Source organism: Microbacterium sp. NPDC055312, assembly GCF_053645675.1.
Genome location: NZ_JBSHMU010000001.1, coordinates 461770 through 487747, shown reverse-complemented (window position 1 = coordinate 487747; position 25978 = coordinate 461770). Strand labels below are relative to the sequence as shown.

The following is a 25978-nucleotide window of genomic DNA, read 5'->3' as shown; positions in this document are numbered from 1 at the left end:
TGCTGTGCTCGTGCTCGAGGACGGCACCCGCTTCGAGGGGCGCGCATACGGCGCACGCGGCACCACGCTCGGCGAGGTCGTCTTCGCCACCGGCATGTCCGGCTACCAGGAGACGCTGACCGACCCGTCGTACGCCGGCCAGATCGTGCTGCAGACCGCGCCGCACATCGGCAACACCGGCATGAACCGTGAGGACCAGGAGTCGTCGCGCATCTGGGTCGCCGGCTACATCGTGCGCGACCCCGCGCGACGGGTGTCGAACTGGCGCTCGGAGGAATCGCTCGACGATGCCCTCGTGCGCGAGGAGATCATCGGCATCAGCGGCATCGACACGCGCGCTGTCACGCGCCGCATCCGCGATACGGGATCGATGCGCGGCGGCATCTTCTCGGGTGACGCCGCGGCGCTGCCCGCCGACGAGCAGCTGCGCCAGGTGACCGCCGCGCCCGAGATGGCCGGTCAGAACCTGTCGGCTGTGGTCTCGGTCACCGAGCCCGTCGTGATCGCCGCGACCACCGAGCGCATCGGGAACCTGGCCGTGGTCGACCTGGGCATCAAGCAGTCCACGATCGACAACCTCGCCGCGCTGGGCTTCGACGTGCACGTGCTGCCGCAGTCCGCCTCCTTCGACGAGATCGTGTCGACCTCGCCCGACGCCGTGTTCTACTCGAACGGCCCGGGCGACCCCTCGGCATCCGACGAGCAGGTCGCCGTGCTGCGACAGGTGCTCGACGCGCGCATCCCGTACTTCGGCATCTGCTTCGGCAACCAGCTGTTCGGACGGGCGCTGGGGCTCGACACCTACAAGCTGACCTTCGGCCACCGGGGCATCAACCAGCCGGTCATCGACAAGGCCACCGGCCGCGTCGAGATCACGGCTCACAACCACGGCTTCGCGGTCGAGGCCCCGATCGAGGGTGAATTCGACAGCCCGCACGGCTACGGGAAGGTCGAGGTGAGCCACGTGGGCCTCAACGACCAGGTCGTCGAGGGGCTTCGTGCGCTCGACATTCCAGCCTTCTCGGTGCAGTACCACCCGGAGGCGGCGGCGGGTCCGCACGACGCCCACTACCTGTTCAGCAGATTCCGCGAACTCGTCGTCGCAACCCTTCGACAAGCTCAGGGACCCAATCAGGAAGGCGGCAACTGATGCCGAAGCGTGAAGACATCAACTCCGTCCTGGTCATCGGCTCCGGCCCGATCGTGATCGGCCAGGCCTGCGAGTTCGACTACTCGGGAACCCAGGCGTGCCGTGTGCTGCGCGAGGAGGGCGTGCGCGTCATCCTGGTCAACTCGAACCCGGCGACGATCATGACCGATCCCGACTTCGCCGACGCGACGTACATCGAGCCGATCACCCCAGAGGTCATCGAGACGATCATCGCGAAGGAGAAGCCGGATGCCATCCTGCCGACCCTCGGTGGTCAGACCGCACTGAACGCGGCCATGGCGCTGCACGAGCGCGGCATCCTCGAGAAGTACGACGTCGAGCTCATCGGCGCGAAGGTCGACGCGATCCGTCGCGGCGAGGACCGCCAGATCTTCAAGGAGCTCGTCCTCGAGGCGGGCGCAGACGTCGCGAAGTCGGTCATCTGCCACACCATGGACGAGCTGATCGCCGGTGCGGCAGAGCTCGGCTACCCGCTGGTCGTGCGCCCGTCGTTCACGATGGGCGGCCTGGGCTCGGGCTTCGCCTACGACGAGACCGACCTTCGCCGCATCGGCGGCGCGGGCCTGCACGACTCGCCGACGAACGAGGTGCTGCTCGAGGAGTCGATCCTCGGGTGGAAGGAGTACGAGCTCGAGCTCATGCGCGACACCTCCGACAACACGGTGGTCGTGTGCTCGATCGAGAACGTCGACCCGGTCGGCGTGCACACGGGCGACTCGATCACCGTGGCCCCGGCGCTCACGCTCACCGACCGCGAGTACCAGAAGATGCGCGACATCTCGATCGACATCATCCGCTCGGTCGGCGTCGACACCGGCGGCTGCAACATCCAGTTCGCCGTCGACCCGAGCAACGGGCGCATCATCGTCATCGAGATGAACCCGCGTGTCTCGCGCTCGTCGGCGCTGGCGTCGAAGGCGACCGGATTCCCGATCGCGAAGCTCGCCGCCAAGCTGGCGCTCGGCTACCGCCTCGACGAGATCCCGAACGACATCACCGGCGTCACCCCGGCGAGCTTCGAGCCGACCCTCGACTACGTCGTGGTCAAGGTGCCCCGGTTCGCGTTCGAGAAGTTCCCCGCCGCCGACGCCACGCTCACCACCACCATGAAGTCCGTGGGTGAGGCGATGGCCATCGGTCGCAATTACACGACCGCGCTGCAGAAGGCGCTGCGCTCGCTCGAGAAGCGCGGCTCCAGCTTCCATTGGGGCGACGAGAGCCGCTCGGTCGACGAGCTGCTCGAGGTCGCGAAGACCCCGACCGACGGCCGCATCGTCGTGCTGCAGCAGGCGCTGCGCAAGGGCGCGACGATCGAGCAGGCTTTCGACGCCACCGCGATGGACCCGTGGTTCCTCGACCAGATCGTGCTGATCAACGAAGTTGCAGACAGCGTCGCCTCGGCGGGCGAGCTCGATCGCGCCACCCTGCGCCTCGCCAAGGAGCACGGCTTCAGCGACGCCCAGATCGCGCAGCTGCGCGGTCTCGACGAGGCCGAGGTGCGCGGCATCCGCCACGGTCTGGACGTGCGCCCGGTGTTCAAGACGGTCGACACCTGCGCCGGCGAGTTCCCGGCCCTGACCCCGTACCACTACTCGAGCTACGACTTCGAGACCGAGGTCGCGCCGAGCGAGCGCACCAAGATCGTCATCATCGGCTCGGGCCCCAACCGGATCGGACAGGGCGTCGAGTTCGACTACTCGTGCGTGCACGCCTCGTTCGCGCTGTCGGATGCCGGGTACGAGACGGTCATGGTCAACTGCAACCCCGAGACGGTCTCGACCGACTACGACACCTCCGACCGCCTGTACTTCGAGCCGCTGACGCTCGAGGACGTGCTCGAGGTGCTCGACGCGGAGGCGCGCAGCGGCACCATCCTCGGCGTCGTCTGCCAGCTCGGCGGCCAGACGCCGCTGGGACTCGCGAAGGGCATCGAGGCGGCCGGGTACACCGTGCTCGGCACCAGCCCCGCCGCGATCGACCTGGCTGAGGAGCGCGAGCTGTTCGCCCGGCTGCTCGACGACGCCGGCCTCATCGCCCCGCGCAACGGCACGGCGATCGACGTCGACGGCGCGGTGCGCATCGCCGAGGACATCGGCTACCCCGTGCTGGTGCGTCCCAGCTTCGTGCTGGGCGGTCGGGGCATGGAGATCGTCTACGACACCCCGTCGCTGCGCGACTACTTCGTGCGCACCGCGGGCGAGGTCATCATCGAGGAGGGCAAGCCGCTGCTCGTCGACCGATTCCTCGACGACGCGATCGAGCTCGACGTCGACGCGCTGTACGACGGCACCGACCTGTATATCGGCGGCGTCATGGAGCACCTCGAAGAGGCCGGCATCCACTCCGGCGACTCGAGCTGTACCCTCCCGCCGGTGTCGCTGGGCCGCACCGACATCGACCGGGTGCGCACCGCCACCCTGGCCATCGCTGAGGGCGTGGGCGTGCGCGGCCTGCTGAACGTGCAGTTCGCGATCAGCGCCGGCGTGCTCTACGTCATCGAGGCCAACCCGCGTGCGAGCCGCACGGTGCCGTTCGTGTCGAAGGCCCTGGGCATCCCGATGGCGAAGGCCGCGAGCCGCCTCATGGCGGGCGCGACGATCGCCGAGCTGATCGACGAGGGCATGCTGCCCGCGCAGGACGGTTCGCGGGTGCCGCTGGGCGCCCCCGTCGCCGTGAAGGAGGCGGTGCTGCCGTTCAAGCGCTTCCGCACCCACGACGGCAAGGTGGTCGACTCGGTGCTCGGCCCCGAGATGCGCTCGACGGGTGAGGTCATGGGCATCGACCGTGACTTCCCGACCGCTTTCGCGAAGAGCCAGTCCGCCGCGTACGGCGGGATGCCGACGTCGGGCACCGTGTTCATCTCGGTCGCCGACGCCGACAAGCGCGAGGTCATCCTGCCGGCGCACCGCCTGCAGCAGCTGGGATTCACCCTGGTCGCGACCGAGGGCACGGCCGAGATCCTCGGCCGCAACGGCATCACGGCGCAGGTCGTGGCGAAGTACAGCGAGACCAGGGAGAGCGGCGAGCGGAACATCGTCGATCTGATCAACGACGGGGAGATCGACATCGTCGTGAACACCCCGTCGGGCGGTTCGGCGCGCGCCGACGGGTACGAGATCCGTGCCGCGGCGGTCGCCGCCGACAAGGCGCTGTTCACCACCATGGCCGTGCTCGGCGCCGCGGTGACCGGCATGGATGCGACGCAGTCGGGCTTCGAGGTGCGCAGCCTGCAGGAGTACGCCGCCGACCGCGAGGCCGCCCTATGACCGACTCGTTCGGAGCGCGCCTGCGCACGGCGATGGAACGCTTCGGTCCGCTGTGCGTGGGCATCGACCCGCACGCGGCTCTGCTCGACCAGTGGGGTCTCGCGCAGGACGCCGACGGACTGCGCTCGTTCGGCCTCGCCGTGGTGGATGCCGCGGCGGGCCGAGCGGCCGTCGTGAAGCCGCAGGTCGCGTTCTTCGAGCGGTTCGGCTCGCGGGGGTTCGCCGCGCTGGAGGACGTCATGTCGGCCGCGCGGGATGCCGGCCTGATCGTCATCGCCGACGCCAAACGGGGTGACATCGGCTCGACCATGGCCGGCTATGCGGCGGCCTGGCTGGAGGCGGGGTCGCCGCTGGAGGCCGATGCCGTCACGATCAGCCCGTACCTCGGACCGGACTCGCTGCGCGACACGCTCACCACCGCGGTCCGTGCCGACAAAGGCGTGTTCGTGCTCGCGGCGACCAGCAACCCCGAGGCGGCGGCGCTGCAGACCGCGCGCACGGTCGACGTGGCCGGTGGCGACGAGCAGACCGTGGCCGCCCGGGTCACCCGGGACGTCACCTGGGTCAACCGCTCCGCGGCTTTCGCGGGGACGCTCGGCCCGATCGGCGTCGTGATCGGCGCGACGGTCGACCGCGCGGAGGTCGGCCTCGACGACGGTATCCTCGAGGGCACGCCGATCCTCGCACCCGGCTTCGGAGCCCAGGGCGCCACCGAGACGGATCTCGCAGGTCGATTCGGCGCGGTGGCGGTGAACGTGCTCGCGAGCGAGAGCCGCAGCATCCTGGCAACCGGAGCAGCCGGGATCGCCGAGACGATCAGCACCCGCAATGCGCGATACCAGGAGGTACTCCGTGGCTGAACGACCCGCTGTCCCTGACGTCGACCGCGTCGCCGCCTCCCGCCGCGCCCTCGAGCGCCGACGAGCGCGCGCCGCACTCAAGCGCGACCTCAGCACCCGGGTCGTCGCCCCGCAGGCCGTGCTGCGGCAGGCGACCGAGGACGGGGACTCCGACGCCGCCACCATGCGGGTCACCGACTTCCTGATGGCCCTTCCCGCGATCGGCGCGGGCAAGCGCGACCGGGTGCTCGAAGAGCTGCACATCGCGCCCGTCAAGCGGCTGGGCGGGCTCGGCGTGCGCCAGCGCACCGCGCTCGGGGACTGGCTCGACGAGCGGTTCCCGCCGCACCGCCCGCGCCCCGCCCGCAGTCGTCTGCTCGTGCTCGCCGGCCCGACCGCGGTCGGCAAGGGCACGGTCGCGGCACGCATCCGCGAGACCCACCCGGAGATCCACCTGTCGGTGTCGGCGACCACGCGCGCGCCGCGCCCGGGCGAGGTCGACGGGGTGCACTACTACTTCGTCGACGATGCCGAATTCGACCGCCTCATCGCCGACCAGCAGCTTCTCGAGTACGCGGTGGTGCACAACAGGCACCGCTACGGCACGCCGCGCGGCCCCGTCGACAGCGCGCTGGCCGAGGGCCGGACGGTGCTGCTCGAGATCGATCTGCAGGGCGCCAGGCAGGTTCGCGCGGCCGAGCCGTCGGCATCCCTCGTCTTCCTGCTGCCGCCCAGCTGGGACGAACTCGTGCAGCGACTCGTCGGCCGCGGCACCGAGGATGCCGAGGAGCGCTCCCGCCGGCTGCGCACCGCCCGGGTCGAACTGGCCGCGCAGAACGAGTTCGATTACCTCGTCGTGAACGCCGACGTCGCCACCGCGGCCGAAGAGGTCGTAGAATTGTCCACAGACTCTGCGCGTCGCTCGGCTTCCTGAGCCCTTCCGACCGCGTGCCGCATCGATTTCGCGACAGCTCGTCACTCCCGACGTCCGTCGCCAGACCAGGAGGTCCACCATGGCCGGACACAACAACGGCATCATCGACCCGCCCATCGACAACCTTCTCGAGCGCGTCGACTCGAAGTACGAGCTCGTGATCTACGCGTCGAAGCGCGCACGCCAGATCAACGACTACTACTCCGACCTGCACGAGGGCAACCTCTTCGACAACGTCGGGCCGCTCGTCGACTCCTCGGTCGAGGACAAGCCCCTCACGATCGCCCTGCACGAGATCAACGAGGACAAGCTGCGCATCCGTCACGCTGAGTGATCGCCTTCGCACTGTGAGCCGCCGACGTCCTCATCAGGATGTCGGCGGCTTCATGCACACTGGCGTCGAGCCGTCACCGGCTCCGCCCCACGACCCCGCTTTGGAGCCCCGATGAGCGCGCTGCGCCTGTTCACGTCCGAGTCCGTCACCGAAGGACACCCCGACAAGATCTGCGACCAGATCTCCGACAGCATCCTCGACGGGCTGCTCACGGTGGATCGGGACTCGCGCGTGGCCGTCGAGACGCTCGTCACGACCGGGCTGGTGCACGTCGCCGGTGAGATCCGCACCGAGGGCTACGTCGACATCCCGACCATCGTGCGCGACGTGGTGAACGGCATCGGCTACACCTCGAGCGACACCGGGTTCGACGGCTCGTCGTGCGGTGTCAGCATCTCGGTCGGCGAGCAGTCGGCCGACATCGCGAACGGCGTCGACCAGGCGCAGGAGCAGCGCGACGGCGGATCCACCGACCCCCGCGACCTGCTCGGTGCGGGCGACCAGGGCATCATGTTCGGCTTCGCGACCAACGAGACCCCGCAGCTCATGCCGATGGCCGCGTGGACGGCGCATCGCATCGCCGAGCGCCTCACCGAGGTGCGCCGCTCGGGCGAGCTGGCGTTCCTGCGCCCCGACGGCAAGACGCAGGTCACGCTGGGCTACGACGGCTTCACGCCGAAGACCATCGACGCGGTCGTGCTCTCGACACAGCACCACCCCGACATCTCGCAGGACGAGCTGAAGCAGCTCGTGCGCGCCGTCGTCATCGACCCGGTTCTCGAGCAGACCGGCCTCGACCTGGCCGACGACCTGAAGTACTACATCAACCCGGCCGGCCCCTTCGTCACCGGCGGGCCGAAGGGCGACGCCGGCCTCACCGGCCGCAAGATCATCATCGACACGTACGGCGGAGCCGCCCGTCACGGCGGCGGCGCGTTCAGCGGCAAGGACCCGTCGAAGGTCGACCGCTCGGGCGCCTACGCGATGCGCTGGGTCGCGAAGAACGTGGTCGCGGCGGGGCTCGCCGACCGCGCCGAGGTGCAGGTCGCGTACGCCATCGGCGTGGCGCGCCCGGTCGGGCTGTACGTCGAGACGTTCGGCACCGGCCGCGTCTCGGAGGAGACCATCACCGAGGCGATCTCGCAGGTGTTCGACCTGCGCCCGCAGGCCATCATCGAAGAGCTCGACCTGCTGCGTCCGATCTACGCGCAGACCGCCGCCTACGGGCACTTCGGCCGCGAGCTGCCCGACTTCACCTGGGAGCGCACCGACCGCGCCGACGACCTGCGTCGCGCAGCCGGCCTCTGAGGGCCCGGTGTCCGAGGCTCGTCCCGAGCGGGCGACGCTCAGCCCGGGGGAGGGGCGCCGCATCGCGCGGGTGCTGATCGACTCACCGCTGCCGCAGCTGGACAGGCTGTTCGACTACGCGCTCCCCGACGAGCTCGGCGAGGTCGTGCCCGGCGTGCGCATCAAGGCGCCGCTGCGCACCGCCGGCCGCGTCGTCGACGGGTTCATCGTCGAGATCGACGTGGAGCCGGATGCTTCCCGCCCGCTCTCCGAGATCGACAGCGTCGTCTCGCCCACGGTCGTGATGCCCGACAGCCTGTACCGTCTCGCGCGGCGCGCGGCGGACCGCGCCGCGGGGTCGGCATCCGACGTGCTGCGTCTCGCCATCCCGAAGCGGCAGGTGCGGGTCGAGAAGGCGTGGACGCCGTCCGACGAGACGATCGAGATCGATCCGGATGCCGTGACCCGAGCGCACGAGATCATCGACCGCTACCAGGGACTCGCCGAGGTGATCGCGCAGTCGGGTCGAGCGGCGGTCGAGGCCATCCCCATCCAGATCGGCTCCGAGCCCGGCTGGGCGGCGCTGCTGGCCGCCGCTGCCGCCGCGGAGCTCGCGGAGGGCCGCTCGAGCATCCTCGTGGTGCCCGACTACCGTGACCAGGATCTGCTGCTCACCGCGCTCGAGCGACTCGTGCCGGCAGCGGCTGTCGCACGCCATGACGCCAGGCAGGCGAACCCTGACAGGTATCGCGCCTTCCTGCGCATGCTCGACGACGCGCCCTGCATCGTGGTCGGCAATCGCTCGGCGGTCTACTCGCCGGTGCGGGCATCGCTCGTCGCCATCTGGGACGACTCCGACCCGCTGCTCGCCGAGCCCCTCGCGCCCTACGTGCACGCGCGCGACGCGGCGCTGATCCGGCAGGAGCAGGAGGGCAGCGCGCTGCTGCTCGTCGCGCACACCCGCTCGACCGACGTGGAGCGTCTCGTGCAGCGCTCCTGGCTGCGCGACATCACCGCCGCGCGGCGCGTCATCCCGAATGTGCGCCTGAGCACGCCGCAGGAGCTCGAGCGCACGATGGGCCAGCGGGTGCCGTCGAGCGCGTTCGCCACGGCACGCGCCGCGGCGGCAGACGGCCCCGTGCTCGTGCAGGTCGCACGCCCCGGGTTCGCGCCGACGCTCGTGTGCGCCTCCTGCCGGCATCCCGCCCGGTGCCGGGAGTGCGGCGGGCCGCTCGGCGCCCGGCGTCGCGGCGCCGTGCCGGTGTGCGGGTGGTGCGGTCGCTCGGCGCACTCGTGGCGGTGCGTGGAGTGCTCGTCGGATCAGGTGCGACTGGCGTCGTCGGGCACCGAGCGCACGGCCGATGAGATGGGCCGTGCCTTCCCCGGCGTGCGGGTGATCGTCTCGGACGGCGCGCACCCGGTGCAGCACGTCGACGATCGCCCCGCCCTGGTCGTCGCCACCCGCGGTGCCGAGCCGATCGCCGAAGGCGGCTACCGGGCGGTGATCCTGCTCGACGGCGCGCGCATGCTGCAGGCTCCCGAGCTGCGAATCGGCGAGTCGTGCCTGCGCTGGTGGGCGAATGCCGCCGCCCTCGCCGCCCCCACAGCCCCCGTGCACCTGGTGGGCGTCGACGGTCCCGTCGCCCGCGCTCTCGCGACCTGGTCAGCGGCCGCGTACGCCCGTTCCGAGCTGGAGGCCCGGATGCCGCTGCACATGCCGCCCACGGCGCGCTTCGCGCAGCTGGAGGGCATTCCGGCCTCGGTGGGCGCGGCGCTCGAAGCGCTCACCGGCGTCGGCATCCCCGGAGACGCCGTCCTCGGGCCCGTGCCGCTCGACGACGACGGCCGCGTGCGCGCTCTCGTCCGCTTCCCGTACGCCGCCGGCCAGGAGGTGGCCGACACGCTGCGCGCGAGCGTCGTCGCGGACGCCGCGCAGAGCCGGCGTGGCCGAGGACGAGCGCGGATCCCGCTCTCGGTGCACCTCGATATCCTCGAACCCGAGATCTGATCACCCGAACCCGCCCGACCGACCGGAGAACCTTCCATGCGCCTCGTCTTCGCAGGCACCCCCGCCGTCGCCGTTCCCACGCTGCGCGCCCTCGCCGCAGAGCACGAGATCGCGGCGGTGATCACGCGCCCGGATGCCCCGCTCGGACGCAGGCGCGTGCTGACCCCGTCACCGGTCGCGGCGGCCGCCGAGCAGCTCGGACTGCCCGTCATCAAGGCGGCGCGCCTCGAAGACGAGGTGACGGAGCAGGTCCGGGCGCTCGACGCCGAGCTCGGCGTGATCGTCGCGTACGGCGGCATCGTGCGCGAACCGCTGCTGTCGACGCCGGGGAAGGGGTGGATCAACCTGCACTTCTCGCTGCTGCCGCGCTGGCGCGGCGCGGCACCGGTGCAGCGAGCGCTGATCAACGGCGACGCCGACCTGGGTGTCGCCGTGTTCCAGCTCGTGCCCGCGCTCGACGCCGGCGACGTGTTCGCCATGCGCTCGGTCGCCGTGCCCGACGACGCCACGGCGGACGTCGCTCTCGAGGTGCTCGCGAAGGACGGCGCCTCGCTCACCGTCGACGTCGTGGCCGGCATCGCCGCGGGCACCGCGCGGGCCCAGCCGCAGCAGGGCGAGCCGACCCTGGCGCCGAAGCTCACGCTCGACGACGGCGTGATCGACTGGAGCGCACCCCTCGACGAGGTGTACGCGCGCTACCGGGGCGTGACGCCCGAGCCCGGCGCGCACACGACCGTCGCCGGCGCCCGGCTGAAGATCCTCGGTGCCGCCCCCGCGACGCCCGACGTGCCGCCCCTCGACCCCGGATCGCTGCACGGCACGAAGACGGCCGTGCTGATCGGCACCGGCACGAGGCCGCTCGCGGTCACCCGCGTGCAGCCTGCCGGCAAGGGCCCGATGAACGCCGCCGACTGGTGGCGCGGTCTGCGCGACGCCGGATCGGTGAGGGTCGGATCGTGAGCGCCCCGAAGATCCAGGCCGCCCGGTGGGTCGCCTACGACGTGCTCAGAGCCGTGTCGGACGACGACGCGTACGCCAACCTGCTGCTGCCGAAGCTGATCGTCGAGGCGAACCTGAACCCGCAGGATGCGGGTCTCGCGACCGAGCTGGCGTACGGCACGCTGCGGCGCCGCGGAACCTACGACGCCATCATCGCCGAAGCGGCCGGCCGGCCCGTCGCGCAGATCGATCCTGCGGTGCTGGATGCCCTGCGCCTCGGTGCCCACCAGCTGCTCTCGACCCGCGTCGCCGCGCATGCCGCGGTGAACGAATCGGTGTCGCTGGTCGCGGCCGAGGCCGGACGCGGGGCATCCGGATTCGCGAACGCCGTGCTGCGCCGGATCGGCCGAGACGACGCAGAAACCTGGCAGCAGCGGATCGAAGCCGGCGCGCGCTCGGATGACGAGCGCCTCGCGCTGCGCACCGCGCACCCCGTGTGGGTGATCCGCGCCCTCAGGCGCGCCCTCGTCGCCGAGGGCCGCGCCGACGAGCTCGACGCTCTGCTGGCATCCGACAACGACGCGCCCGAGGTCACCCTCGCCGCTCTCCCGGGTCTCGCCGAGCCGGGCACGCCGCGGCGGCCGTACGCGTCCACCGCGTTCGGGTCGCCCGGCGGCGACCCCCGCCGGGTCATCGCCGATGCGAACGGCACCATCCGCGTGCAGGACGAGGGATCGCAGCTCGTCGCTCTGGCATTGGCCGCCGCCGCGCCCGTGCGGGAGGGGGAGCGCTGGCTGGATCTGTGCGCAGGGCCCGGCGGCAAGACGGCCATGCTCGCCGCGCTCGCCCTCGACTCCGGTGCCGACCTCGAGGCGAACGAGGTCGTTCCGGCGCGCGCCCGGCTCGTCCGGCACGCCGTGCGCCCGCTGCCGATCGAGGTGCCCGTGCACGAAGAGGACGGACGGGTGTTCGCGGCACAGCATCCGGCGTCGTTCGATCGCATCCTCGTCGACGCACCCTGCACCGGCCTCGGCGCGCTGCGCCGGCGCCCGGAGGCGCGCTGGCGCAAATCCCCGGAGGACGTCGCCGAGCTCGAGCAGCTGCAGATGCAGCTGCTCGAGGCCGCGATCGACGCGCTCACTCCCGGCGGGATCGTCGGCTACGCGACCTGCTCTCCGCATCTCGCCGAGACGACCGGCATCATCGCCGAGGTCCTGCGCCGTCGGGACGACATCGTCGAGCTCGACGCCCGCTCGGTGATGGCCGGCATCGCCCGGTCGCCCATCGACCTGGCCCCGCGCACGGGCGACGGCGCGGGCAGCGGCAGCGCGCAGCTGTGGCCGCACCGTCACGGCACCGACGCCATGTTCCTCGCGCTGCTGCAGCGCACCGCCCCGGAAAGGACCACCTCGTGACCCTCCCCGCCGCACCGCGCATCAACCCGAGCATCCTCGCCGCGGATTTCGCGAACATGCAGGCCGAGCTCGCCCGCATCGCGACCGCCGACTTCGCGCACGTCGATGTGATGGACAACCACTTCGTGCCCAACCTCACCTTCGGGCCGCAGATGGTCGAGCGGATCCAGGCGACCAGCCCCGTCCCGCTCGACGTGCACCTGATGATCACCGACCCCGACCGGTGGGCGCCCGGGTACGCAGAGCTGGGAGCCGCCAGCGTCACCTTCCACCTCGAGGCCGCCGCCGACCCCGTGGCGCTCGCCCGGCGTCTGCGGGCGATCGGATCGCGCGCGGGCATCGCGATCAAGCCGGCCACCGGAGGCGAGGCGCTCTACGACATCCTCGACGAATTCGACCAGATCCTCGTGATGACCGTCGAGCCGGGCTTCGGCGGGCAGGGCTTCATGCCCGAGACGATGCCGAAGCTGCGGGCGCTGCACGACGAGGCGCGGCGGCGCGGATCCGATGTCTGGCTGCAGGTCGACGGCGGGATCTCCGACGACACGATCGCACAGGCCGCCGCGGCCGGTGCCGACACGTTCGTCGCCGGCTCCGCGGTGTACGGCGCGGCCGACATCGAGGCAGCGGTCATCCGTCTTCGCGAGCGCGCACGAGCGGCTAGCCTGGAATCGTGAAGACATTCGACGAACTGTTCGCCGAGCTCAGCGCCACCGCGCTCGAGCGTCCCGAGGGATCGGGCACCGTCGCACAGCTGGATCGCGGAGTGCATGCGATCGGCAAGAAGATCGTCGAGGAGGCGGCCGAGGTCTGGATGGCCGCCGAGTACGAGTCGACCGACGAGGCCGCTGAGGAGATCTCCCAGCTGCTCTACCACCTGCAGGTCATGATGCTCGCCAAGGGCCTGACCCTGGAGGACGTCTACCGACATCTGTGAGCGAGTCTCAGACCACCGTTCACCAGATACGAAAGACATCCATGCTGCGCATCGCCGTTCCGAACAAGGGCTCGCTCTCCGAGACAGCCGCCGAGATGCTGGCGGAAGCCGGGTACGCCGGCCGCCGCGACCCCAAGACCCTGCACGTGATCGACTCCGACAGCGGCGTCGAGTTCTTCTACCTGCGTCCCCGCGACATCGCGACCTACGTCGCATCCGGCGCCCTCGACGTCGGCATCACCGGCCGTGACCTGCTCTGCGACGTCCGTCAGGACGACGCCAGAGAGATCGAGCAGCTGGGCTTCGCCCGCTCGACCTTCCGATTCGCGGCCCCTCCCGGCCGCTACTCGACCATCGAGGATCTCGAGGGCGTGCGCGTGGCCTCCGCCTACCCCGGACTGGTCGACGACTTCCTGCGCGAGAACGGCGTGACCGCTCAGCTCGTCCCCCTGGACGGCGCGGTCGAATCGGCCGTGCGTCTCGGTGTCGCCGATGTGATCGCCGACGTGGTCGAGACGGGCACGACGCTTCGTCAGGCGGGACTGGAGATCTTCGGCCCGGTCATCATCCGCTCCGAGGCGGTGCTGATCAGCCGGCCGGGTGACGTGCCTGGAACCGAGCGGCTGCTGCGTCGCCTGCGCGGCGTCATGGTCGCGCGGCAGTACGTGCTGCTCGACTACGACCTCCCCGCCCACCTCGTCGACCAGGCCGTCGAGATCGCCGGGGGCCGCGAGTCGCCGACCATCTCTCCGCTGCGCGACCCCGAATGGGTCGCGGTGCGGGTCATGGTGCCCCGCAAGGGCGTGAACCAGGTGATGGACGACCTGTACGCGCTGGGCGCGCGGGCCATCCTCGTCACCGCGATCGACGCGGCGAGGCTCTGATGACACTCGCCGCCCGCGTGATCCCCTGCCTCGACGTCGCCGCCGGTCGCGTCGTGAAGGGCGTCAACTTCCAGAATCTGCGCGACATGGGAGACCCCGTCGAGCTGGCCGCGCACTACGCCGCCCAGGGCGCCGACGAGATCACCTTCCTCGACGTCACCGCCACGGTCGATGCGAGAGCGACGACCTACGACGTCGTGCAGCGCACCGCCGAGAACGTGTTCGTGCCGCTCACCGTGGGCGGCGGTGTGCGCAGCGTGGAAGACGTGGCCCGCCTGCTCTCGGTCGGCGCCGACAAGATCGGCGTCAACTCCGCCGCGATCGCCCGTCCCGCGCTCATCGACGAGATCGCCGACCGGTTCGGCGCTCAGGTGCTCGTGCTCTCGCTCGACGTCAAGCGCACGACGTCGACGCGCTCGGGTTTCGCCGTCACCACCCACGGCGGGCGCACCGAGACCACCCTCGACGCGCTCGACTGGGCGCGCGAGGCCATCGAGCGCGGTGCCGGGGAGCTGCTGGTCAACTCGATCGACGCCGACGGCACGAAGGACGGTTTCGATCTCGAGCTGGTTCGCCTGATGCGCGAGGTGTCCGCCGTGCCGGTGATCGCCTCCGGCGGGGCGGGCGATGTCGGCGATTTCGCGCCGGCCATCGCAGCGGGGGCGGATGCCGTGCTCGCGGCCAGCGTGTTCCACAGCGGGCAGCTCTCGATCGGCGACGTCAAGGACGCGCTGCGAGCCGAGGGCGTGGTCGTGCGATGACACCGGACGATCTCACGCGGATCGCGTGGAACGACGCCGGACTCGCTCCCGTGATCGTGCAGCAGCACGACACCCGCGAGGTGCTCATGCTCGCGTGGATGGATGCCGAGGCGCTGGGCCGCACGCTGAGCGGCGGCCGCGCGGTGTACTGGTCGCGCTCACGCCAGGAGTACTGGCGCAAGGGCGACACCTCGGGCAACACGCAACGGGTGATCAGCGTGGCCGTCGACTGCGACGCCGACACGATCCTGCTGCAGGTCGACCAGCAGGGCCCTGCCTGCCACACCGGCACCCGCACCTGCTTCGACGGACGCGAGCTGTCTTCGAGCGGGGTGGCCTGACGTGCTGCGCCGCGCCCGGATGCTCGGGGTCCTCGCATTCCTGCTCACCGGAGGCATCGGGATCATCTCCTCGACCCAGGTGTGGGCGACGGTGCAGCGCGCCGATGCGGGGGAGACCCTCACGGTCACCGGGGCCGTGCTCTTCCCGCTGCTCGCCCCACTGTCGCTGGCGGTGCTCGCGATGGGCGCCGCCCTCTCGATCGCCGGCCCCGTGCTGCGCCACATCCTCGCCGTGCTCGGCGTCGGCGCCGCGGTCGCTCTGATCCTCGGCACCGTGCCGCTGGTCGGATCGGCGCCGCTCGCGGCGGTCGCACCGGCGGTCACCGAGGTCACCGGCCTGGGTGGCGCGGAGTCGGTGGGCGAGGTGGTGGCCGGTGTGACGTCGACTCCGTGGCCTGCGATCGCCCTGCTGTGCTGGGTCGTGCTCGGCCTGGCATCCGTCTTCGTGCTCGTCACCGCACGCCGCTGGCCGGCCGGCGGGCGTCGCTACCGTTCCACCGCCGAGAGCACCCACCACGGCTCGGGTCCGCTCGACTCGGTCGATTCGTGGGACGAGCTGTCGCACGGCACCGATCCGACGGACTCGGCCCGATAGACTGTCAGCATCGCCTAGCCACCCGGAGGAGAACATGACCAACCCGATCGCCGATCCCGGCCACGGACACTCGCCTGCTGCCTGGACCGCCGTCGTGATCATGCTCGTCGGCTTCACCGCCGGCACGGTCTTCTTCTGCCTCGAGCAGCCCGTCGGCGTCTGGGTCAGCGCCGTCATCGTGGTGATCGGTGCGATCGTCGGCTGGGTGATGGCGAAGGCCGGCTGGGGTGTGAAGGGCCCGAAGTACGCACCGAAGGCGCACTGATGGTCCTCGCCGACCTGACGGCCGGCGCCGTGGAGGATGCCGAGCGTCGCGCGCTGTCGCGTCCGCTCGCCGTGGTCGAGCGCGACGCCGCCGCGCGTCCCGCCGCCCTCGATGCCCTCTCGGCACTCGCCCCGGCGGACCGGGTGAAGATCATCGCCGAGGTCAAGCGCGCCAGCCCGTCGCGCGGTGCGCTTGCCGAGATCCCCGACCCTGCGCTGCAGGCCTCGCTGTACGAGCAGGGCGGCGCATCGGCGATCAGCGTGCTCACCGAGGAACGCCGTTTCGGCGGCAGCCTCGCCGACCTCGAGGCGGTCACCGCCCGGGTCTCGGTGCCCGTGCTGCGCAAGGACTTCATCGCCACCCCGTACCAGGTGTTCGAGGCGCGCGCCGCCGGCGCCGACCTCGTGCTGCTCATCGTCGCCGGGCTGTCACGGGCCGTCCTCACCGAGCTGCACAGCCTCATCATCGAACTCGGGATGACCCCGCTCGTCGAGACGCACTCCGCCGAGGAGCTGGAGGTCGCCATCGATCTGGGCGCCGACCTCATCGGAGTCAACGCCCGCAACCTGCACACCCTCGAGCTCGACCGCGACCTGTTCGCCCGGCTCTCCGACCGGATCCCCGATTCGGCGATCCGCATCGCCGAGTCCGCCGTGCTGCACCCCGACGACGTCACCCGGTACCGGCAGGCCGGTGCCGACGTGGTGCTCATCGGCGAGGCGCTCGTCACGGGCGACCCGGTCGACACCCTCAACGCATTCCTCGCCGCCGGAGACACACCGGTGCGCGACAGAACGGAGACGAAGTGAGTCTGCGCGATCAGCACGGGCCGTTCTTCGGCGACTTCGGCGGCAGGTACATGCCCGAGTCGCTCGTCGCCGCGATCGACGAGCTCACCGCCGCCTACGAGGACGCGGTCGCCGACCCCGCCTTCCGCTCCGAGCTCGCGACGCTTCTGCACTCGTACGCCGGGCGCCCCTCGCCGATCACGGAGGTGCCGCGATTCGCCGAGCACGCCGGCGGTGCACGCGTGTTCCTCAAGCGGGAGGATCTCAACCACACCGGTTCGCACAAGATCAACAACGTGCTCGGGCAGGCGCTGCTGACGAAGCGTCTCGGCAAGACCCGCGTGATCGCCGAGACCGGCGCCGGTCAGCACGGTGTCGCGACCGCGACGGCCGCCGCGCTGTTCGGCCTGGACTGCACGATCTACATGGGCGAGGTCGACACCGAACGTCAGGCGCTGAACGTCGCCCGCATGCGTCTGCTCGGCGCCGAGGTGGTGGCGGTGACCACCGGCTCCCGCACCCTGAAGGATGCCATCAACGACGCGTACCGCGACTGGGTCGCGAGCGTCGAGACGACCAACTACATCTTCGGCACGGCGGCGGGACCGCATCCGTTCCCCGCCATGGTGCGCGACTTCCAGAAGATCATCGGCGAAGAGGCCCGCGAGCAGCTGCTCGCCGAGGCCGGTCGGCTGCCCGATGCGGTCGTCGCCTGCGTCGGCGGCGGCTCGAACGCCATCGGCATGTTCGACGCGTTCCTCGACGATCAGGACGTGAAGCTCTACGGCGTCGAGGCGGCCGGCGACGGCGTCGACACGCCGCGCCACGCGGCGTCGATCGGACGCGGGCGCCCGGGTGTGCTGCACGGCGCGAAGACGTACGTCCTGCAGGACGAAGACGGACAGACCACCGAGTCCCACTCGATCTCCGCAGGTCTCGACTATCCCGGCGTCGGGCCCGAGCACTCGTGGCTCAGCGCCATCGGCCGCGCCGAGTACATCCCCGCGACCGACGACGAGGCCATGCAGGCTCTCCGGCTGCTCAGCAGGACCGAGGGCATCATCCCGGCGATCGAGTCGGCGCACGCCCTCGCGGGTGCCCTGCGCATCGGTCGCGAGCTCGGCCCTGACGGACTCATCGCGATCTGCCTCTCGGGCCGTGGCGACAAGGACATGGACACCGCGGCACGGTACTTCGAGCTGTACGACGCCACGGCGCGCGACGCTGAGGAGGGCACGGAGTGAGCCGGGTCGAGGATGCCATCCGCAAGGCGCACGAGGCGGGACGAGGCGCATTCATCGGCTACCTGCCGGTGGGCTTCCCGGATCTCGACACGAGCATCCAGGCCGCTCTCACCCTCGCCCGCAACGGCGTCGACATCATCGAACTCGGTCCGCCCTACTCCGACCCGGTGATGGACGGCGCGGTGATCCAGGAGGCGACGCAGCACGCGCTCGCGAACGGCTTCCGGATGCGCGATCTCTTCACGGCCGTCAAGGCGATCACCGACGAGACCGACGTGCCCGTCGTCGTCATGACGTACTGGAACCCCGTGATGCAGTACGGCGTCGACCGCTACGCCGACGACCTGCTCGCCGCCGGCGGCGCGGGTCTGATCACCCCCGACATCACGCCGGAGTCGGCGGGCGAGTGGATCGAGGCGAGCAAGCGCACCGGCCTGGACCGGATCTTCCTCGCAGCCCCGACCTCGAGCGACGAGCGTCTCGACCTGGTGATCTCGTCGTCGACCGGCTTCGTGTACACCGTCTCGACGATGGGCATCACGGGGGAGCGCGCGGCGCTCGACCTGGCCGCCCGCACCCTCGTCGAGCGCATGCGCGCCCGCGGTGACGTGCGCGCCTGCGTCGGCATCGGAATCTCGAACGCCGAGCAGGTCGCGGGCGTCGTCGAGTACGCCGACGGCGCCATCGTCGGCACCGCGCTCGTCAAGGCGCTCCGCGACGGCGGGCTCGACGCCCTCGCCGAAACCACCAGAACCCTCGCCGGCGGCACGCCGACGCGATACTAGGATCTCTCTCATGCCCTTCGCGCCCTTCAGCAGCCTGTCCGTCGTGCCTGCGAGCATCCCGAGCCCGCCGGAGAGCAGCTTCCAGATCGGCCCGCTGACGATCCACTTCTACGCGCTGTGCATCATCGCGGGCATCATCGCCGCCGTGCTGCTGACCAACCACCGGCTCACGAAGCGCGGCGCCGAGAAGTGGGTCGTGATCGACATCGCGATCATCGCCGTGCCGCTCGGCATCATCGGCGCGCGCATCTTCCACGTGCTCACCCACCCGAACTTCTACTTCGGTCCGGGCAGGAACCCGTGGAACCCGTTCGAGTACGGCTCGGTGTGGGCGATCTGGGAGGGCGGCATCGCCATCTTCGGCTCGCTGCTCGGCGGCGCGGTCGGCGCCTGGCTCGGCTGCAAGTGGACCGGCATCCGGTTCTGGACGTTCGCCGACGCTCTCGCCCCCGGCATCCTGCTCGCGCAGGCGATGGGCCGCTTCGGCAACTGGTTCAACCACGAGCTCTTCGGCCTGCCCACCGACGTGCCGTGGGGACTCGAGATCGAGTCCACCAACCCGTCGTTCCCCGCCGGCCTCGCCGAGGGCACGCTGTTCCACCCCACGTTCCTCTACGAGGTGCTCTGGAACGGACTCGGCGTGCTCGTGCTGCTCTGGGCCGGTCACCGCTTCCGCCTGCAGTGGGGCAAGCTGTTCGCGCTCTACCTGATCTGGTACAGCGCCGGCCGCATCGTGTGGGAGTCCATCCGGATCGACCCGAGCGAGGTCCTGCTCGGGCTGCGCAGCAACGTCTGGGCTGCGATCATCGGCGTCATCGTCGGCATCGTCATCTTCATCGTGCAGACCCGTCGCCACACCGGAGTCGAGCCGTCGCCGTACGTGCGCGGTCGGGAACCCGAGACCGCGGATGTAGAATCGCAGGACAATTCCTCCGACTTCGTCGACGTGAGCGAGCCTCCCGTCTCGACCGAAGCCAACTAGGAGCCATCGCCACAAGCACTGCTCCCGTCACGTGGGGGTCCGCCCGGACCCTCCTTCCGCGCGAGAGATCGCACTGAACGCACGGGCCGATGATGTCCCCGGGTTCACTTGAAATCTGAGGACGGTGACTGGTGTACTTCCAGCCTCCCTACGGCGCCTCCGGCGCCTACCCCCCGAAGCAGGGTCTGTACAACCCCGCCCACGAGAAGGATGCCTGCGGCCTGGCCATGGTCGCGACGCTCCGCGGGGAACCCGGCCATGACATCATCGCGCTGGCGCTCGAGGCGCTGCGCAACCTGGAACACCGCGGTGCGATCGGCTCTGATGCCGGCACCGGCGACGGCGCGGGCATCCTCACCCAGATGCCCGACGCGTTCCTCCGAGAGGTCGTCTCCTTCGATCTCCCCCCTGCAGGCGAGTACGCCGCAGGACTCGCGTTCCTCCCTCGGGAGTCGAGCGCCCGCCGCGAGCAGAAGGCCGGCATCGAGCGCATCGCCGCCGCCGAAGGCCTGGACGTGCTCGGATGGCGAGTGGTCCCCACCGCCAATGAGCACCTCGGCACGCTCGCCGACGAGGCCCGCCCGGCGTTCGAGCAGCTGTTCGTCAGCATCCCCGGCGCGAGCGCCGGCTCGCCGCTGACCCTCGACCGGTTCGCCTACCGGCTGCGCAAGCGCGCCGAACACGAGCTCGGCGCCTACTTCGTCTCGCTGTCGTGCCGCACGCTCGGCTACAAGGGCATGCTCACCACGCTGCAGCTCGAGCCGTTCTACCCCGACCTGCACGACGAGCGCTTCGCGTCCGAACTCGCGGTCGTGCACTCGCGCTACTCGACGAACACGTTCCCGTCGTGGCCACTCGCGCAGCCGCTGCGCATGCTGGCGCACAACGGCGAGATCAACACGGTCGGCGGCAACCGCAACTGGATGCGGGCCCGGCAGTCCCAACTGCGCTCCGACCTGCTCGGCGACATCCGCCCGCTGCTGCCGATCTGCAGTGACAGCGCGAGCGACTCGGCGTCGTTCGACGAAGTCCTCGAGCTGCTCACCCTCACCGGGCGCAGCCTGCCGCACGCGATCATGATGATGGTCCCGGAGGCGTGGGAGAAGCAGGCCGACATCGATCCCGACCTGCGCGCGTTCTACGAGTTCCACGACATCCAGATGGAGCCGTGGGACGGCCCCGCCGCGCTCATCTTCACCGACGGCACCCAGGTGGGCGCGACTCTGGACCGCAACGGCCTGCGCCCGGGCCGATGGACCGAGACGGTCGACGGACTGGTCGTCATCGGCAGCGAGACCGGGGTGCTCGAGTTCGCACCGGAGCGGATCAAGCGGCGCGGCCGGCTGCGGCCCGGTCACCTGTTCCTCGTCGACACCGCGCAGCGCCGGATCGTCGAGGATGCCGAGATCAAGCATGAGCTCGCGACCCTGCATCCGTGGCAGGAGTGGCTGGATGCCGGCGCGGTGCGCCTCGCGGATCTGCCGGAGCGCGAGCACATCGTGCATCCCGCGGCATCCATCACCCGCCGCCAGCGCACCTTCGGCTACACCGAGGAGGAGGTGAAGGTGCTGCTCACCCCGATGGGGCAGACCGGCGCCGAGCCGCTCGGCGCGATGGGCAGCGACACGCCGATCGCGGTGCTCAGCGAGCGCCCGCGGCTGCTGTTCGACTACTTCGTGCAGCAGTTCGCGCAGGTCACCAACCCGCCGCTCGACGCCATCCGCGAAGAGGTCGTCACCAGTCTGCGGCTCGGCCTCGGGCCGCAGCTGAACCTGCTGGAGTGGGGTCCCGAGCACGCGCGCACCGTCAGCCTCGACTTCCCGGTGATCGACAACGACGAGCTCGCCAAGATCAAGCACGTCGGCCGCGCCCTTCCCGGTCGCTCGAGTGCGACGATCTCCGGGCTGTACCACTTCGACGCCGGCCCGCAGTCGCTGCCCGAGCGGCTCGCGGCGATGTGCGCCGAGGCGGATGCCGCGATCGAGCGCGGCGCCGAGTTCCTCATCCTCTCCGACCGCGACTCCGACAAGGATCGCGTGCCGATCCCGTCGCTGCTGATGCTCTCGGCCGTGCACCACCACCTCATCCGCCGGGAGACGCGCATGCGCGTCGGCCTGATCGTCGAGGCCGGCGACGTGCGCGAGGTGCACCACGTCGCCACGCTGATCGGGTACGGCGCCGCCGCGGTGAACCCGTATCTCGCGATGGAGACGGTGGAGCATCTCGCGCGCACCGGATTCATCACCGGGATCGCCCCCGACGAGGCCGTGCACAACCTGATCCACGCGCTCGGCAAGGGCGTGCTGAAGATCATGTCGAAGATGGGCATCTCGACGGTCTCGTCGTACGCCGGCGCGCAGGTGTTCGAGGCCATCGGCCTCAGCCAGGGGTTCGTCGACCGCTACTTCACCGGCACCGAGACCAAGCTCGGCGGCATCGGCATCGACGACGTCTTCGCCGAGAACCAGAAGCGTCACGACCACGCCTACCCGCAGGACGCCGCGCCGCGTGCGCACGAGCGCCTGTGGACCGGCGGCGAGTACCAGTGGCGGCGCGACGGCTCACCGCACCTGTTCAACCCGGAGACGGTGTTCCGGCTGCAGCACGCCACCCGCACCCGCCGGTACGACATCTTCCGCGAGTACACCCGCCTGGTCGACGACCAGGCACGCGAGTTGAAGACCCTGCGCGGACTGTTCGAGCTGCGCACCGGCGAGCGGCCCCCGGTGCCCCTCGACGAGGTCGAGCCGGTCAGCGCGATCGTGAAGCGGTTCTCGACCGGCGCGATGAGCTACGGGTCGATATCGCAGGAGGCGCACGAGACGCTCGCCATCGCGATGAACCGCCTCGGAGCGAAGTCGAACACGGGGGAGGGCGGTGAGGACCCCGAGCGCCTCACGGATCCCGAGCGGCGCAGCGCCATCAAGCAGGTCGCGTCGGGTCGGTTCGGCGTGACCAGCCAGTACCTCACCGAGGCCGACGACCTGCAGATCAAGCTCGCGCAGGGAGCCAAACCGGGCGAGGGCGGGCAGCTGCCGCCGCAGAAGGTGTACCCGTGGGTGGCTCGCACCCGCCACGCGACCCCGGGTGTGGGGCTCATCTCCCCGCCGCCGCATCACGACATCTACTCGATCGAAGATCTCAAGCAGCTGATCTTCGACCTGAAACGCGCCAACCCGAAGGCGCGCATCCACACCAAGCTCGTCAGCCAATCGGGCATCGGGGCGGTCGCGGCAGGCGTCGCGAAGGCGCTCAGCGACGTCGTGCTCGTGTCGGGCCACGACGGCGGCACCGGCGCGAGCCCGCTGAACTCGCTGAAGCACGCCGGCACGCCGTGGGAGCTGGGCCTGGCCGAGGTGCAGCAGACGCTCATGCTCAACGGCATGCGCGATCGCGTGGTGGTGCAGGTCGACGGGCAGCTGAAGACCGGCCGCGACGTGATCATCGGCGCGCTGCTGGGAGCGGAGGAGTTCGGCTTCGCGACGGCGCCCCTGGTCGTCAGCGGCTGCATCCTGATGCGGGTGTGCCACCTCGACACCTGCCCGGTCGGCGTGGCGACCCAGAATCCGGTGCTGCGTCAGCGCTTCACCGGCAAGCCGGAGTTCGTGGTGAACTTCATGGAGTTCATCGCCGAGGAGGTGCGTGAGCTGCTCGCCGCCCTCGGGTTCCGCTCGATCGACGAGATCATCGGCCGGCACGATCTGCTGCGCACCGATCCGGCCGTGCGGCACTGGAAGGCCGACGGACTCGATCTCACCCCGATCCTCGAGGGGCCGGCGTTCCCCGCCGGAGAGCCCAGGCGCAGCGCGAGAGCGCAGGACCACGAGCTCGAGAAGCACTTCGACGCGGCGCTGCTCGCCCACGCGACCGACGCCCTCGACAGCGCGCTGCCGGTCGTCATCGAGCTGCCCATCCGCAACACCGAGCGCGCCGTCGGCACGATGCTCGGTCACCATGTCACGGCGCGTCACGGCGCGGCGGGTCTTCCGCGCGGAACGATCGACATCACCCTGCACGGCACGGCCGGCCAGTCGCTCGGAGCGTTCCTGCCGCCGGGCATCGTGCTTCGTCTCGAGGGCGACGCCAACGACTACGTCGGCAAAGGTCTGTCGGGCGGCGACATCACGATCCGTCCGGATCGGGATGCCCGGTTCGAGCCGCACCGCAACGTCATCGCGGGCAACGTGATCGGCTACGGCGCGACCAGCGGCAGCATGTACATCTCGGGTGTGGTGGGGGAGCGGTTCCTCGTGCGCAACTCCGGAGCGACCGCGGTCGTCGAGGCGGTCGGAGACCACGCGCTGGAGTACATGACCGGCGGCGTCGCGGTCATCCTCGGCGACACCGGCCGCAACCTCGGCGCCGGGATGTCCGGCGGGGTCGCGTATGTGCGCGGGCTGAGCGAGGCGCGGGTGAACAGCCAGGCGCTGCAGAGCGGAGAGCTGCTGCTCACCGCTCTCGAACGCGACGACGCCGAGGTGCTGCGCGAACTGCTCGTCGAGCACGTCGAACGGACGGCGTCGCCGCTGGCATCCGCTCTGCTGGACGACTTCGAGAGCGTCATCAACGAATTCACGAAGGTGCTGCCGCGCGACTACGCGGCGGTTCGCACCATGCGCCAGGAGGCGGCCGCCGCGGGGCTCGACCCCGACGGCGACGTCATCTGGGACCGGATCCTGGAGGTGACCGGTGGCTGACCCCAAGGGCTTTCTGAAGACGACCGAACGCGAGCTGCCGGCCCGTCGGCCGGTGCCCGTTCGGATCATGGACTGGAAAGAGGTCTACGAGCCGGGCGACCGGGCCGTGCTGAAGCGCCAGGCGGGCCGCTGCATGGACTGCGGTGTGCCGTTCTGCCATTCCGGGTGCCCGCTGGGCAACCTCATCCCGGAGTGGAACGACCTGACCTGGCGCGGTGCCGACCGCGCGGCGATCGAACGGCTGCACGCCACCAACAACTTCCCGGAGTTCACCGGCAGGCTGTGCCCGGCGCCGTGCGAGAGCGCGTGCGTGCTCGGGATCAACCAGCCCGCGGTCACGATCAAGCAGATCGAGGTCTCGATCATCGACGAGGCGTTCGAGCAGGGCTGGGTCGAGCCGCAGCCGCCGCAGCGTCTCACCGGCCGCACGGTCGCCGTCGTCGGGTCGGGACCCGCCGGTCTCGCCGCGGCCCAGCAGCTGACCAGAGCGGGGCACACCGTGGTGGTGTTCGAGCGCGACGACCGCATCGGCGGACTGCTGCGCTACGGCATCCCGGACTTCAAGATGGAGAAGCGCCACCTCGACATCCGCCTGCGACAGATGGAGGAGGAGGGCACCCGCTTCCGCCCCGGTGTGGAGATCGGCCGGGACCTGTCGTGGGACGAGCTGCGCGGCCGCTACGACGCCGTGCTGATCGCCACGGGTGCGACGGTGCCGCGCGACCTCCCGATCCCCGGACGGGACCTCGACGGCGTGCACTTCGCCATGGACTACCTCGTGCCCTCGAACCGCGTCGGGGCCGGAGACGAGGTCGCCGACCAGATCACCGCGGCCGGCAAGCACGTCATCGTGATCGGCGGCGGTGACACCGGTGCCGACTGCATCGGAACCGCGCACCGGCACGGTGCCCGCAGCGTGACCAACCTCGCGATCGGAAAGCAGCCCGGCACGGTGAGGTCCGACGAGCAGCCGTGGCCGACCATGCCCACGCTGTTCGAAGTGCAGTCCGCGCACGAGGAGGGCGGGGAGCGCACCTACCTCGCATCCACCGTGGAGTTCCTCGGCGACGCGGACGGCCGCGTGCGCGCGGTGCGGGTCGCGGAGACCGAGTACGTCGACGGGCGTCGCGTGCCGCGCGGCGGCACCGAGCGCGAGATCCCCGCCGAGCTCGTGCTCATCGCCATGGGGTTCACCGGCCCCGAGACCGCATCGTACGGCGGCGACACCGCGCCCGTGGTCACCGAGCGCGGCGGCCTGCAGCGAGACGGCGAGTACGCGACCGCGATCCCCGGCCTGTTCGTGGCAGGTGATGCCGGACGAGGGCAGTCCCTCATCGTCTGGGCGATCGCCGAAGGCCGCTCGGCGGCCGCGGCGATCGACCGGCACCTGATGGGTGCAACCGTGCTGCCCGCGCCGGTGGCGGTCACAGATGTCGCGTTCAGCGTTCAGCCCGCGTAGGCTGAGCGCGGCAACGTCGCCATGTTGATTTATGCCCTCTTACCCTG

22 protein-coding genes are annotated in these 25978 nt (G+C 70.7%); all 22 read left to right on the top strand.

Annotated features, from left to right (window positions below):
- Positions 1-4 precede the first annotated feature (4 nt).
- The gene (gene carA, locus ACWIDW_RS02370) at positions 5-1150 is read left to right on the top strand and encodes a glutamine-hydrolyzing carbamoyl-phosphate synthase small subunit (protein WP_454123238.1); all 1146 of its coding nucleotides are present in this window, start codon (positions 5-7) and stop codon (positions 1148-1150) included.
- Positions 1150-4437, top strand: a complete 3288-nt coding sequence (gene carB / locus ACWIDW_RS02365) for a carbamoyl-phosphate synthase large subunit (RefSeq protein WP_454122649.1) — start codon at positions 1150-1152, stop codon at positions 4435-4437. Before carA ends, carB begins: the two co-directional genes overlap by 1 nt.
- Positions 4434-5297, top strand: coding sequence for an orotidine-5'-phosphate decarboxylase (gene pyrF, locus ACWIDW_RS02360; RefSeq protein WP_454122647.1), 864 nt, complete (start codon positions 4434-4436; stop codon positions 5295-5297). The genes carB and pyrF overlap by 4 nt, the downstream gene beginning before the upstream one ends.
- Positions 5266-6210, top strand: a complete 945-nt coding sequence (gene gmk / locus ACWIDW_RS02355) for a guanylate kinase (protein ID WP_454122645.1) — start codon at positions 5266-5268, stop codon at positions 6208-6210. Before pyrF ends, gmk begins: the two co-directional genes overlap by 32 nt.
- Before the next feature lie 79 nt (positions 6211-6289).
- Positions 6290-6544, top strand: a complete 255-nt coding sequence (rpoZ, locus tag ACWIDW_RS02350; protein ID WP_313358129.1) for a DNA-directed RNA polymerase subunit omega — start codon at positions 6290-6292, stop codon at positions 6542-6544.
- Positions 6545-6655: 111 nt separating this feature from the next.
- A complete protein-coding gene (gene metK / locus ACWIDW_RS02345) occupies positions 6656-7852 on the top strand; it encodes a methionine adenosyltransferase (RefSeq protein WP_454122643.1) in 1197 nt (398 codons plus the stop codon).
- Between the two features lie 7 nt (positions 7853-7859).
- Complete coding sequence (locus ACWIDW_RS02340; RefSeq protein ID WP_454122641.1) at positions 7860-9839, top strand: primosomal protein N' family DNA-binding protein; 1980 nt, start codon at positions 7860-7862, stop codon at positions 9837-9839.
- Positions 9840-9875: 36 nt separating this feature from the next.
- Complete coding sequence (gene fmt / locus ACWIDW_RS02335) at positions 9876-10799, top strand: methionyl-tRNA formyltransferase (RefSeq protein ID WP_454122639.1); 924 nt, start codon at positions 9876-9878, stop codon at positions 10797-10799.
- Complete coding sequence (locus tag ACWIDW_RS02330) at positions 10796-12193, top strand: RsmB/NOP family class I SAM-dependent RNA methyltransferase (RefSeq protein WP_454122637.1); 1398 nt, start codon at positions 10796-10798, stop codon at positions 12191-12193. The genes fmt and ACWIDW_RS02330 overlap by 4 nt, the downstream gene beginning before the upstream one ends.
- Positions 12190-12870, top strand: a complete 681-nt coding sequence (gene rpe / locus ACWIDW_RS02325; RefSeq protein ID WP_454122635.1) for a ribulose-phosphate 3-epimerase — start codon at positions 12190-12192, stop codon at positions 12868-12870. Before ACWIDW_RS02330 ends, rpe begins: the two co-directional genes overlap by 4 nt.
- Complete coding sequence (locus tag ACWIDW_RS02320; RefSeq protein WP_454122633.1) at positions 12867-13130, top strand: phosphoribosyl-ATP diphosphatase; 264 nt, start codon at positions 12867-12869, stop codon at positions 13128-13130. Before rpe ends, ACWIDW_RS02320 begins: the two co-directional genes overlap by 4 nt.
- A gap of 41 nt (positions 13131-13171) precedes the next feature.
- Positions 13172-14014, top strand: coding sequence for an ATP phosphoribosyltransferase (hisG, locus tag ACWIDW_RS02315; RefSeq protein ID WP_454122632.1), 843 nt, complete (start codon positions 13172-13174; stop codon positions 14012-14014).
- Positions 14014-14775, top strand: coding sequence for an imidazole glycerol phosphate synthase subunit HisF (gene hisF, locus ACWIDW_RS02310; protein WP_454122630.1), 762 nt, complete (start codon positions 14014-14016; stop codon positions 14773-14775). Before hisG ends, hisF begins: the two co-directional genes overlap by 1 nt.
- Positions 14772-15116, top strand: a complete 345-nt coding sequence (gene hisI / locus ACWIDW_RS02305) for a phosphoribosyl-AMP cyclohydrolase (protein ID WP_454122629.1) — start codon at positions 14772-14774, stop codon at positions 15114-15116. The genes hisF and hisI overlap by 4 nt, the downstream gene beginning before the upstream one ends.
- 1 nt (position 15117) lies before the next feature.
- Entirely contained in the window at positions 15118-15711 is a 594-nt protein-coding gene (locus ACWIDW_RS02300; protein WP_454122627.1) for a Trp biosynthesis-associated membrane protein, read from the top strand.
- A 34-nt stretch (positions 15712-15745) separates the two neighbouring features.
- Positions 15746-15976, top strand: coding sequence for an HGxxPAAW family protein (locus tag ACWIDW_RS02295; RefSeq protein WP_454122625.1), 231 nt, complete (start codon positions 15746-15748; stop codon positions 15974-15976).
- The gene (trpC, locus tag ACWIDW_RS02290; RefSeq protein ID WP_454122623.1) at positions 15976-16785 is read left to right on the top strand and encodes an indole-3-glycerol phosphate synthase TrpC; all 810 of its coding nucleotides are present in this window, start codon (positions 15976-15978) and stop codon (positions 16783-16785) included. Before ACWIDW_RS02295 ends, trpC begins: the two co-directional genes overlap by 1 nt.
- Entirely contained in the window at positions 16782-18008 is a 1227-nt protein-coding gene (gene trpB, locus ACWIDW_RS02285) for a tryptophan synthase subunit beta (RefSeq protein ID WP_454122621.1), read from the top strand. Before trpC ends, trpB begins: the two co-directional genes overlap by 4 nt.
- Complete coding sequence (gene trpA / locus ACWIDW_RS02280; RefSeq protein WP_454122619.1) at positions 18005-18793, top strand: tryptophan synthase subunit alpha; 789 nt, start codon at positions 18005-18007, stop codon at positions 18791-18793. Before trpB ends, trpA begins: the two co-directional genes overlap by 4 nt.
- 10 nt (positions 18794-18803) lie before the next feature.
- A complete protein-coding gene (gene lgt / locus ACWIDW_RS02275; RefSeq protein ID WP_454122617.1) occupies positions 18804-19775 on the top strand; it encodes a prolipoprotein diacylglyceryl transferase in 972 nt (323 codons plus the stop codon).
- 131 nt (positions 19776-19906) lie between these two features.
- On the top strand, positions 19907-24472 hold the full coding sequence (gene gltB, locus ACWIDW_RS02270) for a glutamate synthase large subunit (protein WP_454122616.1): 4566 nt from the start codon (positions 19907-19909) through the stop codon (positions 24470-24472).
- A complete protein-coding gene (locus ACWIDW_RS02265; RefSeq protein WP_454122614.1) occupies positions 24465-25931 on the top strand; it encodes a glutamate synthase subunit beta in 1467 nt (488 codons plus the stop codon). The genes gltB and ACWIDW_RS02265 overlap by 8 nt, the downstream gene beginning before the upstream one ends.
- The last annotated feature ends 47 nt before the right edge of the window (positions 25932-25978 follow it).